At 47.3% G+C, this 15,885-nt stretch carries 13 protein-coding genes; 7 read left to right on the forward strand and 6 right to left on the reverse strand.

Features of this window, described 5'->3' with window-relative positions; translation table 11 throughout:
• Window positions 1–39: 39 nt before the first annotated feature.
• Window positions 40–189, reverse strand: a complete 150-nt coding sequence (locus H6G50_RS14395; RefSeq protein WP_190717434.1) for a hypothetical protein — start codon at window positions 187–189, stop codon at window positions 40–42.
• Window positions 190–282: 93 nt separating this feature from the next.
• Entirely contained in the window at window positions 283–564 is a 282-nt protein-coding gene (locus H6G50_RS14400; RefSeq protein WP_190717436.1) for a YggT family protein, read from the reverse strand.
• Between the two features lie 172 nt (window positions 565–736).
• On the opposite strand from H6G50_RS14400, the gene H6G50_RS14405 reads away from it, so the two are divergent.
• The 5 genes from H6G50_RS14405 to H6G50_RS23875 all read left to right on the forward strand — a co-directional run bounded on the left by H6G50_RS14405 (window position 737) and on the right by H6G50_RS23875 (window position 9,062).
• Window positions 737–856 carry a photosystem II reaction center X protein gene (locus H6G50_RS14405; protein WP_190717438.1) on the forward strand — a complete coding sequence of 40 codons (120 nt, stop codon included), beginning with the start codon at window positions 737–739 and terminating at the stop codon, window positions 854–856.
• Between the two features lie 117 nt (window positions 857–973).
• On the forward strand, window positions 974–1,912 hold the full coding sequence (locus H6G50_RS14410) for a Ycf66 family protein (protein WP_190717440.1): 939 nt from the start codon (window positions 974–976) through the stop codon (window positions 1,910–1,912).
• A gap of 37 nt (window positions 1,913–1,949) precedes the next feature.
• On the forward strand, window positions 1,950–2,480 hold the full coding sequence (locus tag H6G50_RS14415) for a PD40 domain-containing protein (RefSeq protein WP_190717442.1): 531 nt from the start codon (window positions 1,950–1,952) through the stop codon (window positions 2,478–2,480).
• Between the two features lie 138 nt (window positions 2,481–2,618).
• Window positions 2,619–3,404, forward strand: coding sequence for an MBL fold metallo-hydrolase (locus H6G50_RS14420; protein ID WP_347239938.1), 786 nt, complete (start codon window positions 2,619–2,621; stop codon window positions 3,402–3,404).
• A gap of 420 nt (window positions 3,405–3,824) precedes the next feature.
• Complete coding sequence (locus tag H6G50_RS23875; protein ID WP_199302980.1) at window positions 3,825–9,062, forward strand: S8 family serine peptidase; 5,238 nt, start codon at window positions 3,825–3,827, stop codon at window positions 9,060–9,062.
• Between the two features lie 198 nt (window positions 9,063–9,260).
• Here H6G50_RS23875 and ilvA read toward each other — a convergent pair whose 3' ends face one another.
• Window positions 9,261–10,772, reverse strand: coding sequence for a threonine ammonia-lyase, biosynthetic (gene ilvA, locus H6G50_RS14440; protein ID WP_190717444.1), 1,512 nt, complete (start codon window positions 10,770–10,772; stop codon window positions 9,261–9,263).
• Between the two features lie 103 nt (window positions 10,773–10,875).
• On the opposite strand from ilvA, the gene H6G50_RS14445 reads away from it, so the two are divergent.
• A complete protein-coding gene (locus tag H6G50_RS14445; RefSeq protein WP_190717446.1) occupies window positions 10,876–11,268 on the forward strand; it encodes a DUF6173 family protein in 393 nt (130 codons plus the stop codon).
• Between the two features lie 347 nt (window positions 11,269–11,615).
• Here the strand turns inward: H6G50_RS14445 and H6G50_RS14450 are convergent, their stop codons facing one another.
• Both H6G50_RS14450 and H6G50_RS14455 read right to left on the reverse strand, forming a co-directional pair.
• Window positions 11,616–12,278, reverse strand: coding sequence for an RloB family protein (locus H6G50_RS14450; protein WP_190717448.1), 663 nt, complete (start codon window positions 12,276–12,278; stop codon window positions 11,616–11,618).
• Window positions 12,247–13,680: an ATP/GTP-binding protein gene (locus H6G50_RS14455; RefSeq protein ID WP_190717450.1), complete on the reverse strand. Its 1,434-nt coding sequence runs from the start codon at window positions 13,678–13,680 to the stop codon at window positions 12,247–12,249. Before H6G50_RS14455 ends, H6G50_RS14450 begins: the two co-directional genes overlap by 32 nt.
• Before the next feature lie 134 nt (window positions 13,681–13,814).
• Here H6G50_RS14455 and H6G50_RS14460 point away from each other — a divergent pair, with 134 nt between their 5' ends.
• On the forward strand, window positions 13,815–14,570 hold the full coding sequence (locus H6G50_RS14460) for a creatininase family protein (protein ID WP_190717452.1): 756 nt from the start codon (window positions 13,815–13,817) through the stop codon (window positions 14,568–14,570).
• 283 nt (window positions 14,571–14,853) lie between these two features.
• Here the strand turns inward: H6G50_RS14460 and H6G50_RS14465 are convergent, their stop codons facing one another.
• Window positions 14,854–15,540, reverse strand: coding sequence for a Coq4 family protein (locus H6G50_RS14465; protein WP_190717454.1), 687 nt, complete (start codon window positions 15,538–15,540; stop codon window positions 14,854–14,856).
• Window positions 15,541–15,885: the final 345 nt, after the last annotated feature.

The following is a 15,885-nucleotide window of genomic DNA, read 5'->3' on the forward strand; positions in this document are numbered from 1 at the left end:
GCCTGGGGAGAGTTCGACCTCTGTCAACTAGACGCAAATCTAGTTGGCAAGTTGTCTCGCTGAATCAGGAATCCCCGTTACTTTAGTACGGGGAGTGTCAAACTCCTCGACTTGCTGGCGTAAGGTATGAAGTTCGTTTTGAAGCGCTTCGTAAGTTTCGAGATCGAGAGTAATCGATGATTGCAGCATGGGAAGAGGTTGGGCTAACCCGCAAAGGGTATCAATGCTCTTTGGATTAACCTTAACTTTCCCAATTTGACTAGCTCGGCTCCACTCCAAGCCCTACAGAATTTTTAATATCCCTTGTTGCCCGACTAAAATTTCTCGCAGTAAGGAGAAAATGCCCACCCAAATAATCGGGGAAATATCGACCCCGCCAATGGGAGGAATGATTTTTCGAGTGGGAATCAAGAAGGGTTCGGTAGGCAACGCAATGAGGTTGAAAGGGAACCGCTTAAGTTCGACTTGCGGATACCAAGTTAGGACGATGCGGATAATAAAAAGAAAGATGGTTAAGCCGAGAAGAAGACTGAGACTCAAAATTCCAAAATCTGCGGTACTCATAAAGCGTCACTGTATTACTTTTTGTTAAAAAACTTGCTTTATTATAAGCGATGTGCATGAATTGCAGGGCGCAGAGGGTCAAAGCCGAACCCGCTTTCTCTAATTGTCTCGTTTTGTGACAAACTTTTAAATATATCGTCATTAAAAAAACCCTACGCATTGGAAAAAAACTATGACACCATCACTCGCGAACCTCTTTTGGAGCTTGTTCTGGGGAACAGTTATTGTCGTGCTTCCCGTAATTGCCGGTTTGGTCTTTATCAGTCAGAAAGATAAAATTCAACGCCGCTAAGCGCTCTGAAGGCAAGCTCAACCGCGTCAGAGGTCTAGGGGCATAGCGATCGCTATGCCCCGATAGGACAATTGCAGTTAAAGCTCGCTAGGATAAGACTGATATAGGAGAATCATTATGGTGAATTTTGGAGTCGGCCCTGCCTTCGTGTTGGGGGTTTTCCTGGCAGTCGCAGGAGCGGGATTATATTTTTTGCGATCGGTACGCCCGGAACTGTCGCGGGATCACGATATCTTTTTTGCGGCAGTCGGTTTAGTCTGCGGCTTAATTTTAATGTTTTACGGCTGGCGCTTGGAACCGGCGCTTCAGTTCGGTCAGTTTTTGCTGGCGGGGACGACGATCTTTTTTGCTTACGAAGCGATTAAGCTGCGGGGAATTGCCACCGAACAGGCGCGGCGCACGACTCCGATTGTGGATGAAGATCGCCCGGTGAGTCGCGTTTACCAGAAAGAGGCGAAGTTGGATGATTACGATCCTTACGAGGGTCGCCGTTTGGAGGGCGCGCGCGATCGCCGCCCGGATTATGAAGCCGAGGAACGCCGTCCCCAAAGAAATTCCCGAGGAACTCGCCCCCGAACTGAGGAAAGCCAGAGAACTCGGCGTTCTCGTCCCGCTCCCGACCGTCGCACAGCGCCAAGCGGCCCCCTGCGCGATCGCTATGAGGATTGGAACGAGACGGAAAGTTACGAAGAAACGGATTATGCGGCGAGTCGATCGCGCCGTTCTCGCCCCGAGACCGTTGAGGACGAACCACCTGGCCGCCAGAAAACGCGGCGATCGCGTCCCGGCGATACCGATTTCGATGCAACACCGGTCGATTATCAGCCGATTGAGAGCGAAGAAGAAGCGAGTAATGGCTATAACTCGGATTACGACGAGCGCCCTCGCCCGAAGCGCGAATCTCGCTATGACGAACCTCCGGCGCGATCGCGGAACGACTACGACCCGATGAATTACGGTCAGCCTTACGAGGATGACGAAGAAGACGAGGGTGAGTACGATGAGGGCGATGAAGGAGTCGAACCGCGCCGCAGTAGCGATCGCTTCGATTATTGAGAAGACGGGGAAGTAAGGAGAGCGAGCGATTGCGGAAATGAAGGCGCTTCGAGGGTTAAGGTACGCGATCGCATTGACGTTACTGAGTTTGACGGTCGGCTGTCAAACTCCAGACGCGCCCATCGGCTCGACTTCCCTCAACAGCCGCTACAACGACGAACAACCAGCGCTTAGCGGTGACGGGCGCTGGTTAGCTTTTGTCTCCAATCGCAACGGTCGCAGTGAGATTTTGGTGTACGATCGCCGCCAGAAGCGCTTCGTGCAACTGCCGGGATTGCTGGTGCAAGACGCGATCGCTCAATCCCCCAGTTTGAGTCTGACCGGGCGCTATATGACCTATCTGATTAATAATCAGGGACGCGCCGATCTCGCTCTCTACGACCGCGCGATCGGGCGATCGCAAATTCTCAGCGGTAACTACCGCAGTTGGATTGCCAACCCCAAAATTAGCCCCAACGGGCGTTACATCGTCTTTGAATCCGCGCGCAAAGGCCAATGGGACATCGAAGTTCTCGATCGCGGGCCGGAAATCGAACTCGATATCCCCGAAGGCAGTCCCGTTAACTAACCGCCTCCATCACAAACCCGCGCTTCCCAGTCTTGCGATTAGGCATTCCTACCCCACACCCGCGATCGCATCAAAAATTGAAATGCAACCATCGCGGCATCCTCCCGTCCTACAATAACACTGACAACTGACGAAGGAATGACGATTAAAATGAAACGGCGACAGTTAATCCGCTACGGCGGCGCAAGTTTGCTGACCGCAGCCGGTCTTCTTGCCACCTCGGACTGGGAGCGCGCGCAAGCGCAGTCTCGAGGCAACCTGACCGTAAAAGCATTAGGTCATACTTGCTTTTTATTCTCCGGCGGCGGAATGAGAATCTTAGTCAACCCCTTCCGCACCCTCGGCTGCACTAAAGGCTATCGCTTGCCAAAAGTCGAAGCCGACCTCGTATTAGTTAGCAGTCAGTTGTTTGATGAAGGCGCAGCCGAGAATTTACCCGGAAATCCCCGAACTCTCTTTGAAGCAGGCGCATTTGAAGTTCGCAACACGCAATTTCAGGGCATCGAACTCAACCACGACCGCGAAGGCGGACGCAGATTTGGGAAAAATGTCGCTTGGCGCTGGACGCAAGCCGGAGTGAATATCCTGCATCTCGGCGGTGCGGTCTCCCAGATTGGCATCGAAGAACAAATCCTCATCGGTCGCCCCGATATCGCCTTCATTCCCGTCGGCGGCGGCCCCAAAGCCTACACCCCCGAAGAAGCCCTGCAAGCCCTCAAAGCCATTCGCCCCAAAATTGCCGTTCCCACCCATTACCGCACCCAAGCCGCCGATGCTAGCGCCTGCGATATCGTCTCCGTAGACTCATTTTTGGAATTAGCCGCCGAATTCCCCGTCAGTCGCATTGGCGATACCCTAGCCCTTTCCCCCGGAAATATCCCCCAAGATGGAACCGTAATTCGGGTCATGGGATATCGTTTCTAAGCCAATTTGTAGGGTGGGCATTGCCGCAGCACTTTTAAATTTAGGGTGCAACTTTAAATTGGCAATGCCCACCATCTAAGTTTTTGTGGGCAAGGTCATTCAATGAATCTCTTAAAAATAACCCTCATCGCTTTGCCTACCCTACTTTATACTTTCTTTCTAAGGTTTTCGCTCTCCGGGGCAGCCGCACTGCTATGCCCTCTTTGGGAACCGTGCAAAATCCAGGAAAATTGTTATGAGAGCGTTTTTTCTATTCCTCAAGCCCCTCAACGCCTTCTCATTGTGAACTTTTGTAACAAATTTTGGGGTTTTGCGTAAAAAACGAGCCGCAAGCCAGAGAAGCCTATAGAAGCTATTGAATCCAATAATTTTGCTTCTACCCTCGCCGGATTAACTTTAATACGCCGACCTGCAACATCTATGCGCTTCTTTCAACGTCTCTTCGGTAAACCCCAGCCGTCTCGCAAAACCACCAAAGGTTTCGGTCAAACCTTCGTTCTCGAACCCATTTTAACCCCTTCTGGTTTACTCGACTTCGATAGCGGTGATGATAGTCCCGACTTCGACAGCACGGATATTCCCGACTTTCACCCCGTCGAAATTACCGACTTCGCCCAGCATCCCCTCATCAACGATGCAGATTTACAAGAAATCGACTTTTTTGGTGCCGATGGCGACCCCGATTTGTTCGCCGATTCAGCAGTAGACTTTGATAGCTTGCCCGACTCGCCAACGGATGTTGATGCAAGCGAACCCTTAGATATTGACGGCGATGTCGATTTAAAACTCACCTCAGACCAATCTCTTGACAACCTCGAACCGCCCGATGACAGCGGCGATGCTGACGACTTCCTGCCGCCTCCAGTCATAACGACGGACAATTCCAACCCCGTTTTCCAACAGGGCGTTTTTACTGTTGATTCGAGCGGACAGGTTGGCGTTGACTTCCTGTATGACGGTGGCGGTTATCAAGGCGAACTCGCCATCTTTAACCTCGACGGTTTAGATGACTTTGACTTCGAGAATCCCGAAGAATTCCGCGCCTTCCTCCTCGAAGCATCAGACCGCGCCCTGAGCGATTCTAACCTCGGTCATGTGGCGATTTCCGACCTCACCGAAGGCGCTAAATTTAGCGGCAACCTCCCTGAAGGAAATTTCAACGCTGGGGAGTATGTAGGCGTGAAAACCTTCGAGATGAATCCGGGGGATAGATTCGCCGTGATGATTGTTCCGAATGGCAGCGTACAGCGCCTCCACGATATTTTAAGCGCCGGGGAAGACTTACCCTTCAAACTGCAACCGCTGTTCTCCCTCGGTACGGCAAATCCCAATGATTCCTTCCATATGGCGCAATTTGCCGATGTAACTGGCGATGGCAATACGTTTGCGATGGAAGACTTGCGAACCGATGGTTGGACAGACCAAGATTACAACGATATCGTCTTCCAAGTGCGCGGCGCAACTGGGGAAGCCGTCGATTTAGATGAAGTTATCAATCCTGATAACGACTGGCGAGGGACGGATATTGGTCAAGCTTTGATTGGTTATGCGATCGATCGCGCCTACGAATCAGACATTCCTTTTTTAACGGAAAGAATCTGGCAAAACCCAGAATATCGCTTGCATCTCCTCGAAGCTTTCTCGCAATCTGAGGATCCGCGTTTTGATAGCGCGATCGAAATTTTAACGACCTCAGCCCTCAAAGATGACTTTGATTTCAGTCAACTCTCGGGACAAGTTCGCATCCTCGAGCAAGCCTTAAATGACCCAGCCAATCATGCGATTTTAGAAGCGCTACAAACTAATATCATCGCCTTCACTCCAGGCTTTGAAGCACCCAATCTAGAAATCGCCGAAGTCTTTACCGATACAGTAGAGCATTACGGAGGTGCGGGTTACGTCGGAAATGCAAGTAGTGGAGTTGTTCGTATTGGCGATGGTTATATCCAAGAATTCAACTCCGGCGGCGCGGGTTCCGGTGCGATTTTGTATGGCGATGGTTACGAACGAGCAATCTTTCTCTCTGGAGAGGAATGGCAAACGTTTCAAGCTAATGGCGGAGTCCAAACTCAAGGATACCCAACCGAGCATCCAGTACCTCCAAGTGATGGTGGCGAACCGATAGAGCTTCCTTCAGACGACCTCACGCTTCCTGCACCAAATGGCGGTGGAGTGCAACCCCAAGATTCTAATGTCTTGCCCGATAGCAGCGGAGTTCAACCTCAAGTTTCTAACGTCTTACCTAATAGCGGTGAGAGCCAACCTTTAAATCCCGGAATATCGCCGAATGATGGCGATATTCAACCCCAAAACTCTCCAACATCGCCCATTTATACCAACCCAGCTAACGGCAACCGTTATTTCCTTACCCAACAAAATACTTGGGCTAACGCTCAAAGTCAGGCTAGAGCGGCTGGGGGCAATTTGGTGACGATTAATAATGCTACCGAACAAGCATGGCTTAACTCAACCTTTGGGAATACCGAGCGCCTTTGGATTGGTCTGACGGATAGCGAACTCTACGGTGCGACTGAGGGGAATTTCCGTTGGGTGAGTGGCGAACCGGTGACTTACACGAATTGGCTGCCTGGGAATCCAGACAATTGGCATCACACCTCAACTCTTGAAGGTGAAGATTTTGGGGAAATGAATTACGGTTCCCCCGGACAATGGAATGATGCACCGAGTGTAAACAATGCAGGAATGGCAGTTAGTTTTCGTGGGATTGTCGAAATCTTAAATCGCGCTCCCGTTGTATCTGCCAACAACCAAATCGCATATCCCTATCAAACAATTGTTCCATCCTTCTCTGCGATCGATCCCGAGGGAACGCCTATCAGTTATTACGCTTTTTATGACAGCAATAGCAGCAACACAAGCGGTTACATTACTGTCAATGGTGTCCGGCAAGCAGCGGGACAGGCTATCTACGTTCCTAGCAGTCAGTTGAACACGGTTCGCTTTGTTGGTGGCAGTTCGCCAGGAGATGATGGCTTGTACGTTTCCGCTCGAGATAATCATCTTTGGAGTAATTGGACAAGCTTCAATGTTAATACAGATTCTGCACCCAATACATTAGGCTCAGCGCGGGATATCATCTTAGGTCAATCGCTCGCAGAATATGTCAGCGAGTACGATCGCGATGACTACTATCGCTTTACAATTAACAATCTCAGTCGGGTTAATCTCAATCTTTCCGGTTTGAGCGCCGATGCCGATTTGAACTTGCTTGATGCTTTTGGTAACGTTATTGCTGTTTCTACACTATCTGGAACTAGCCCAGACTCCATTACTCGAGATCTCAATCCGGGAACCTATTACGTTCGAGTGAATCGCTTTGATGGCAGCACTAATTACACGCTTGCGACCTCAGCGCAAATCCTTCAACCCAATCGTCCTCCAGTTGTCAATGCGAATCATCAAACCGTTGCCCCCGGTCAAGCAATTTTCCCAAACTTTACAGTTAGCGATCCCGACGGCAATGCCATTACTCATTACCGCTTCCAAGACTTAAGCAATGGTGGCGGCTATTTCACGTTTAACGGCATACCCATCTCTAGCGGTCAAGTCCTTGAACTTCCTGCTTCTCAAATCGGTAGCTTGCGATTCGTCGGTGGAAGTAACTTAGGTGACGATCGCGTTCAAATTTCCGCTTTTGATGGCAAAGTCTGGAGCGATTGGCGCGATTTTACTATCAGCACCGATACCGCCGGAAATATTACCAGTGCCGCTCGTAATATTAACTTAACCTCCTCTTGGCAATCTCTAGGAGAGTATGTCAGTCCTTTCGATACTGACGACTATTATCGATTCACGCTCAACGGTAATAATCGGGTTGAACTCAGTATCTCTGGTTTAAGTTCCGATGCCGATTTGTACCTGCTTGATTCTGCTGGCAATATGCTGGCTTCGTCTACCCTGAGTGGGAGTAGCATTGATTCGATTATTCGAGAGTTGAATGCAGGCACATACTTCGTGCGCGTGAAGCAATTTAACGGCAGTACAAACTACAACTTAAATTATCGCGGTATTCCGGTCGTCACGGGGCCGCAATTTACCAGCTTCTCCGTCACCGATGCTTCGGGAGATGGCACGAGCGATACAGTGTTCCAACGCGGTGCGCTGCGATTTAACTGGGCGACAAATGTAGCAGCTAATAACGTCCGGATGTATGCTCGACATAACAGTACGGGGGTTATTACCGACTTAGGAAATGTCAGTAATGGCGGATTAGTTAACCTCAATACTCAACCTCTTGCTTCTGGCAATTACAGCGTCTACGCTCAAGCCCAAGATGCTAATGGTAACTGGGGGCGTTCGGCGGAAGTTCCTATGCGCGTGCTGGCTTTCAATCTTCAGAATGCGAATAGTATCCGTAAAGGCAGTTTTAACAACGACTCTCATGTTTTTTCTAATATGACTGAAGGGTCGGTGTTTATCGGACACGGTGGTTCGGATATTTTAGACTTGTCGAGTTTTAATTTGAGCAATGTTACGTTCGACCAGAATCGTCGTGCTGTCTTCGGCGGAACGACTTTTGATTGGATGCGAATTAATTCGACGGGTCAAGAAGTTTATTTCCAAGGCTACGAACAGTTGAAGTTTGCGAACAATCAAGTTTTTAATCTAGGGGTTACTCCTAACGATCCTTTATTTTCACAACAGTGGAACTTAAAGATGATGGATGTTCCGGGTGCGTGGCGATTTACAACTGGCTCTAGTCAAATTCTGTTGGGGAATATTGATAGCGGTCTAAATTACCATCAAGATCTAAGTCGAATTATTTCAGATCCATCACAATCTGATGATGATTCAACGGTCAAATCTTACGGTCATGGGACTGGCGTACAAGGAATTATGGCAGCAAACGCGAATAATGGTATAGGTCTTGCAGGGATTAACTGGAATAGCAGCACTTATGTCACTGATATCTTTGGTCCAGACGGGCTTCCAGGGGAGCGTGCGCTCTCTGATGTTGGGAATTACGCTCGCAACACAGGTCAAAATGCAGTAGTTAACAACAGTTGGGGATACGCTCCAGGAACTGGTCAAGATACCGTTCAGCGAGATGCCATGAATAATTCTGCATACCGGGACAATACCCTTTATATGTTTTCGTCTGGCAATGACGATGTATATCCAGTTAATTACCCAGCCCGCTGGTCAACAGAATTGAGTAATGTAATGGCTGTGGGTGCTGTTGATGATCGCGGATGGCGGATTACCAAAAATATGACAGAAGGCGGAGGATTATCAGCTGGTGGCTCTACCTGGAAGTGGTCGCCTGATGGCTGGGGTTCCAACTATGGAACAGGTCTGAGCTTAGTTGCACCAACATTTGTTCCTTCCACCCATATTGATGGTAGTTACTATCAATACTACGACAGTCGCCATCCGGGTTTCGGCGGTACATCTGCGGCTGCACCCAATGCTTCTGGGGTTGCATCTTTGGTTTGGAGTGCCAACTCTTCTCTCATTGCATCGGATATTCGGAACATTTTAACTAGCACTGCGAATCGTAATTTCGGTTGGTTTAATAGCAACGAATACGGTGCGGGTTTGATTGATGCTGAAGCAGGGGTTCGTCGTGCCGATGCGTTAGGGCGCAATGGTTCTGTGGCGAGTTTATTCGATCACAGAGGACTATTCTTTGGCTAATATCAATTCCTAATCCTGATGCACTAAATTTTATCTGTAGGGGCAGAGCAATGCTCTGCCATAAATCTGCTTGATTTAAAGTGCAACGTTTAAATTGGTTAACGCACACCACTCGTTTGCTGATGGGCAAGGCAATTCAATTAATCTTTCAAAAACACCTTCATCGCCTTGCCCACCCGACTTAACTCATAAATTCAACTACCCTAAAAACAACTGATACGCCGGATTCTGATTCTCATCCCAATAGCGATAGCCCATCCCATCTAAAAACGCTTGCCATTCCTGCATTTCATCGGGAGGAACTTGCACGCCAATGACAATTCGCCCGTAATCCGCCCCATGATTGCGATAGTGGAAAACGCTGATATTCCAATTCGGACTCATGGCGGTTATGAACTTCATTAATGCGCCGGGACGTTCGGGAAACTCGAAGCGGTAAAGCAGTTCGTTGTGCGCTAAAGGCGAATGTCCGCCCACCATATGGCGCAAGTGCATCTTTGTTAATTCGTCGTCGGTTAAATCCAACGTTTGAAACCCGCAAGCCTCAAAACCTTCTCGCATTCTAATTGCATCGGCGCGATCTTGGATTTGAACTCCGACGAAAATATGTGCTTCTTTTTCGCTGGCAATGCGATAGTTAAACTCCGTTAAATTGCGCTTGCCCATGCAGTCGCAAAACTTTCGCAAACTGCCCGGTTGTTCGGGAATGGTAACGGCAAAAATTGCTTCTCTACATTCCCCTAATTCGGCGCGCTCGGCAACAAATCGCAAGCGATCGAAATTCATGTTAGCACCGCAAGCGACTGCAACTAGGGTTTCGCCTTCGATTTGTTCGCGTTCGGCGTAGGCTTTTGCTCCCGCGATCGCGAGCGCCCCCGCTGGTTCTAAAATCGATCGCGTATCCTGAAACACATCCTTAATCGCCGCGCAAGTCGCATCCGTATCCACCAAAATTACTTCATCAACGTACTGCTGGCACAACCAAAACGTCTCCTCTCCCACCTCGCGCACCGCTACCCCATCGGCAAATAGCCCCACCTGCGGCAATCTTACCCGCTTTCCGGCTTTTAGCGATCGATACATCGCATCCGCATCCACCGGTTCAACCCCAATAATCTTAACTTCTGGGCGAATTCGCTTGACATATGCGCCAATACCTGCTATTAAACCGCCGCCCCCGATCGCGACAAAAATCGCATGAATCGGTTGTTGGCACTGCCGCAAAATCTCCATCCCAATCGTACCCTGCCCCGCAATCACATGAGGATCGTCAAACGGGTGAATAAACGTCAAGCCCTTATCCGCCTCCAACTGACGCGCATAAGCGCAAGCATCATCGTAAGTATCGCCGTGCAGCACCACCTCGCCGCCCCGCGCCTTCACCGCATCCACCTTCACCTGCGGCGTTGTCACCGGCATGACGATAATCGCGCGAGTTCCCAAGCGGCGCGCGGCGAGGGCAACCCCTTGCGCGTGATTTCCCGCCGACGCAGCAATCACGCCCTTCGCCAGCACATCCGGCGGTAAGTTTGCCATTTTGTTATACGCGCCCCGCAGCTTAAAGGAAAAGACGGACTGTAAATCTTCCCGTTTGAGTAGCAGTTGGTTGTTGAGGCGCGCGGAGAGGTTGGGGGCAAATTCTAGGGGCGTTTCGCGGGCGACATCGTAGACGCGCGCGGTGAGGATTTGAACGAGGTAATCGCAGTACATGAGGGCGGTAGGTGCGCGAGGGGAGGATGGGTTCTTATTTTACCTTCTTATATGCTAAGCTTATTAATACTCATGAACTACAACAAAGGTTAAAGTGAGGATAATGAACTATAATTCCGACATAAATCGAGATATAGCTCGCCTTCAGAAGAAAAGCGATCATCTTCAGAAAAGTACGCGAGAAGGAATTGAAGAGAGAAGTGGCTACGCTAATGTAATGTATCAATCTCTTCTTAGAGAGATTAAAGAATTTGAGTCTGAATTAAAAGCTGACGAAGAGGTGGGAGCATATATTGCTAACTTAGGGGGAAGTTCCTATCTGCGTATAGAATCAATATCTTACCGAGATCCATACTACTTAATTTTAATAGGTCAGAATGAGGATCGAAGAGTTAAGTTAGTACAGCACGTCACACAAATAAATATTTTATTCGTAGTTATTAAAATTAAACCAGAAGAAGATAGAGAACCACGTCGTTTCGGATTCGAGATATAGCAGTTGTTTACATGGATGAGGTACACCCAGCGGGCGAATACCATTTGCCCCTACGGAGCGACGTTCAATTGCGAGGAGACCTCGCAACCCGCGCCCCTACCGATTTGATTTTTGGAACTGTACCTCACGCAAACGAAAAACGCTAACCACTCAGGCAAAATCATCTACACATCGCTATGGTTCCAAAGCTAGGAAAGTCAAGGGTTTCATGATTTTTAAGTTGGTAATTTATTTTGCTCAGGTGCTTATATAACCCGTCAAAATCGATTTTAAGAAGCACTTGCGTAATACTTGATTGCTTAAGATTTCTATTAAATCCCTTCAGTCTCATCTGAGGAAATAGGATGCTATTGCACGTCGTCGGAAACGCCCTCAAGTTGCTCGGCATCTCCCGTCTCCGATTGAAGTGCTTGTAAAATAATTTCCACAATTCTATAAACATGAGAACCAGGTGTGTTCGGCCAATATTGCCGTGCAGATGGATGTAAATCTTTAGCACGTTTTACGGCAACTTCTATGCAATCTTGAAAGAATTTTAAATCTAAATTGCTTTTATTATAGCTTCCTAACCTATGTCTAATTTCCTTTTCAAAAACCTCGCATCTATCCCCCGTGATATTAAGTTCGTCTAAATGCAAATACAACCAAACTTCAAAACATGGATTGCTAACCAAGAGTTGATATTTCTTTTGCTTAGCCTCTTTACAGATTGCACTTAGTTCCTTTTTCGTCCAGCGATCGACATCGAACATGATACATAAAACATCATCCGAACTAAGTGCGTATTTTTCGACAAATTTATTTAATCTTGTCAAAACATATTGTGGTGCAGATTGGTTATCCTCTCCTGTAGCCAAAACTTCGATTTTGATACGAGGGCTGTGAAAAAGGGAGAAATATTGCTTTTCCGTTTCTCTTCCTTCTGTTGCAATGATAAAAAGCCTTGCATCTCGCTGATTCTCCTCGCGGTCGATTAATTTAGTCCGACCAATCTTTGTTGCCTTTGCCATTCTTGTTATCGGATGATTCTGATTCGCAATCTAGCCAGTTTAAATGACGAATATCGCCAAAAAATGGAATGGCTCCAAATCTACCATTTAAATAGCCTTTTTCAATCTGAAGCCCTTCAACATTTTTAAATGCTGCAAGAGAATAGAGATGCGATTCTCCCCTTTTATCTTTTTCCACAAACCAAATCTCATCTTTTCGTAACAAATCGAGGTCGAGCAGATTGGTATCGTGAGTGGTAAAAATCAATTGATTTCGGTTATTAGCCTCTCTACACTTTAAAGTAAGTTCTATCAATATACGCGACAATAGAGGATGCAAGCGGCGATCCAGTTCGTCTAATAAAACTACTTTTTCTGAATCTTCTTCCTGAAACATAAATAAAATAGGCAGTAGATGAATTAATCGCTGCGTTCCCTCAGATTCCTCTGTCAAAGAAAAATCAACAAGATTTCCTTTTGCATCGTAGTGTTGAGTTTTGAGTTGAATTAGTTTCAATTGATTCTGTTTAAATTTTTTAATAAAATATTGAACAAAGTTACTTTCAATTAACGCGAGTGAATCTTCATCGGCTCTTAAAAAACTTTGCAGAATATCTTCCCTAATCTCATTTGGAATATCGGGGAAATGACGATCGAAGTCTAATTCAATTTCTTCGGTTCCAATAGAAGCTATTCCTGTATCTGCAAGTTTAAGAAACTCGTTGAGAAAATGAGTAAACTCTTTGCTATTTAATACTCCAAGTTCCAAACCTCTAAACTTTGAATCAGCAGGAACAATTGTCAAACTATTTCTAAACCAATCAATTACAGGTATTAATTTTTCAACATTGCGCTCGACCGCTTCTGTTAAGAATAATTGATTGGGGCGAGTTCCTTGGGCAACAAACTCTAGGAATTGTGCTTGTTTTTTACTCCTACCCCGCAAAATTGTACCAAACTCTACTTCAGTTTCCTTATCTTCTGAGGTGGTTCGTTCAAACACTAATTTTTCTCGTTTATTTCCAGCGAGAGACGTTGCATCAAGCCACTCTTCAAAGATTCGCTCTCGATTTAATTTAAAGCCGTAAGAATACAAAAAACCTTGATGAGTAAACTTGAATTCAATTTTACTCGGACTCAATCGATCGTTGCTCAATTTAAAGGGAGCGATAGGAATGAGTCTATCGCTGCGCGTTCCTTCTACAATCAAATCTTGTGCAAAACCGATCGCTTCAATTAAATTCGATTTTCCGGCGGCATTGGCTCCGTAAATTGCAGAAATTGGTAACACAGATATTCCTTTTCCGGCTGCATCGATCGCGAGATGATTGGTATGATGTTCATCACGCCTAACTCCCCGCAGACTAAAAGTCGTTTCTTCCTTAAAAGATAGCAAGTTTTCGATCGTGACTTGGACTAACATGAACTCACCGCTTTAATCGCTCTGCGCTCGTTGACAATACTAGAGAAGCAACCGAATTGTTTCCTTTGATTCTTATACGACAATTTCGCGATCGCGCTATCGTAAGATAAGAATCTTAACGCACCTCAAAAAAGATGCTCTTACATCTCAGCACCTGGCCAGAAGTTGAAACCTACCTCGAACAATCGCGAGGCATTATTATTCCCATCGGTTCTACCGAACAACACGGGCCGACGGGCTTAATCGGGACGGATGCAATTTGTGCTGAAGCTGTCGCGCGCGGTGTCGGCGAGGCAACAACAGCATTGGTTGCGCCGACTCTCAATGTTGGGATGGCCCTTCATCATACTGAATTTCCCGGCACGATTAGCCTGCGCCCGACTACTCTCATTACCGTCCTTGAAGACTATCTAATTTGCCTTGCTAAAGCCGGATTTACGCGCTTTTTCTTCATCAACGGTCACGGCGGTAATATTGCAACGCTTAAGGCTGCTTTTGCCCAATTTTACTATCGCTGTTCGGAATTAAACTTGACTCATGCAGCAGAAATTCGCTGCCATCTTGCGAATTGGTTTATGTGCCGCTCGGTTTACAAATTAGCGCAAGAATTATATGGTAAGGAAGAAGGTTCCCACGCAACGCCGAGTGAGGTTGCTTTAACGCAATTTGTTTATCCCGAAGCGATTAAAACTGCACCCCTCTCTCCGGAAGTTGCTTCGGGATTTCCGATTTACAGCGCTGCGGATTTTCGCCGTTCCTATCCGGACGGACGTATGGGGTCTAATCCGGATTTAGCAACACCGGAACATGGGAAGCAGTTTTATGAGTTGGCGGTGCAGGAGTTAAGCGAGTCGTATCGCAAGTTTGTTGGAGAAGAAAGGGATTCTTGAATTTCTATTTAAACCTTTTCTACGTCTTCTTTCCGGTCTAGTTTTCTCCCCCAAGGTAGAGCATGAATATCTATCTAAATGGATTTATAGCGCTCCGCAACTCGGTTAGGATATTGGTAGGGTGGGCAGCGCCCACCAGCCAAGATTTTCAGCGTTTAGAAACGTATATTGACAAGCCAGTAGCGCTATAATTTGTAGGCGCTCTTTAACCCGTTTCAACAGTAGGAACGTTCAATTGAACGTCCCTACTAATTAGCCAAGAATTTCTTCTTAAGTTATTGCCTTAATCTGGATAGCAAGGGACATAAGCATTAACCGTTTTTACTCCTAATTCGTCGCGCCACTGCTGAAGAGGTTTTTCCCATTGTTCTTCCCACTTTTGCGCGAGGAAAGGTTTAGCTTGCGCTCCCATTCTATACCCGATCGCGAGATGTTCGAGCAAACTATCTAAACGTTCGGGAGAATTGAATAGCGTCTTCAGTAACCCGCCTGCAATTAAAACCACAGCCATCGTGCGCCGCGTTTGCGCCAACTCAAAGGCTTTGAGTCCTAATTCTCCCTCAACTTCGACTTCAAATCCCGTGATGCAGTGCCAAATGTCGTGCGTCTGACGCAAGCGCAAGAGAACATAACTCGTATCGTCCGTGACTTGAACTTTACGATAAAAGTTGGGGTCGAATCCTGCCTCTGTCAGTGCAGAAGCGTAGGCATATCCGAGCGAATCGGGTGGCAGTTTTAAGAGTTGTTCTAAGTTAGGAGTGGGGGCGATGTAGCGTTCTTGAATCATCTCAGCAACTCCGGGTTGCTGTTGGAGGTGCGCGATCGCAACTTGCATTGCTGCCGTATTTTTCAAGCCGTCTTCAATATCATACACCGAATCGGTTTGACCGGCATCTCGAAGCAACGACACAACGCCTTTTAGGGTAGAAAATAGATCGAGTTGAAGGGCTTTTTTGAGTGTGAAAAGCATAAAATTAGCTCGCATTGAGGTTTATATGGAAAGTAGACGCAGCCGGTTCCGGAGAAACCCTCAACGTCTTGATAAAGTTCGATAGTCAAACCCGACTCCAACATTATTAATGCGATCGTAGCGCGTAGTAGGTCTGCCTCCAATTTCAACTGTGACAGTTGAGTGCCAATTTCTCGGAACTGTTTTCCCGTCCTGTTTGCCCGCGAAGGGGACGCGATCGCCTACACTGTAGAAAGAAAACTCAACGCTTGCTCTCTTCTCAACCCACAGAGGAAAATTCAGTCGTCCCCAGAAAGACTAAAGTTCTATTGCTAAATAGTAACTAGAAACGCGGTTTTTTTTAAG

The sequence above is a fragment of the Oscillatoria sp. FACHB-1406 genome, from assembly GCF_014698145.1.
GTDB lineage: Bacteria > Cyanobacteriota > Cyanobacteriia > Cyanobacteriales > Spirulinaceae > FACHB-1406.

Excerpts from the sequence above, each read along its gene's own strand:
- H6G50_RS23875 (WP_199302980.1), top strand. The coding sequence starts at position 3,825 with ATGCGCTTCTTTCAACGTCTCTTCGGTAAACCCCAGCCGTCTCGCAAA.
- ilvA (WP_190717444.1), bottom strand. The coding sequence starts at position 10,772 with ATGTACTGCGATTACCTCGTTCAAATCCTCACCGCGCGCGTCTACGAT.
- H6G50_RS14460 (WP_190717452.1), top strand. The coding sequence starts at position 13,815 with ATGCTCTTACATCTCAGCACCTGGCCAGAAGTTGAAACCTACCTCGAA.
- H6G50_RS14405 (WP_190717438.1), top strand. The coding sequence starts at position 737 with ATGACACCATCACTCGCGAACCTCTTTTGGAGCTTGTTCTGGGGAACA.
- H6G50_RS14400 (WP_190717436.1), bottom strand. The coding sequence starts at position 564 with ATGAGTACCGCAGATTTTGGAATTTTGAGTCTCAGTCTTCTTCTCGGC.
- H6G50_RS14395 (WP_190717434.1), bottom strand. The coding sequence starts at position 189 with ATGCTGCAATCATCGATTACTCTCGATCTCGAAACTTACGAAGCGCTT.
- H6G50_RS14415 (WP_190717442.1), top strand. The coding sequence starts at position 1,950 with ATGAAGGCGCTTCGAGGGTTAAGGTACGCGATCGCATTGACGTTACTG.
- H6G50_RS14420 (WP_347239938.1), top strand. The coding sequence starts at position 2,619 with ATGACGATTAAAATGAAACGGCGACAGTTAATCCGCTACGGCGGCGCA.
- H6G50_RS14450 (WP_190717448.1), bottom strand. The coding sequence starts at position 12,278 with ATGGCAAAGGCAACAAAGATTGGTCGGACTAAATTAATCGACCGCGAG.
- H6G50_RS14455 (WP_190717450.1), bottom strand. The coding sequence starts at position 13,680 with ATGTTAGTCCAAGTCACGATCGAAAACTTGCTATCTTTTAAGGAAGAA.
- H6G50_RS14465 (WP_190717454.1), bottom strand. The coding sequence starts at position 15,540 with ATGCTTTTCACACTCAAAAAAGCCCTTCAACTCGATCTATTTTCTACC.
- H6G50_RS14445 (WP_190717446.1), top strand. The coding sequence starts at position 10,876 with ATGAACTATAATTCCGACATAAATCGAGATATAGCTCGCCTTCAGAAG.
- H6G50_RS14410 (WP_190717440.1), top strand. The coding sequence starts at position 974 with ATGGTGAATTTTGGAGTCGGCCCTGCCTTCGTGTTGGGGGTTTTCCTG.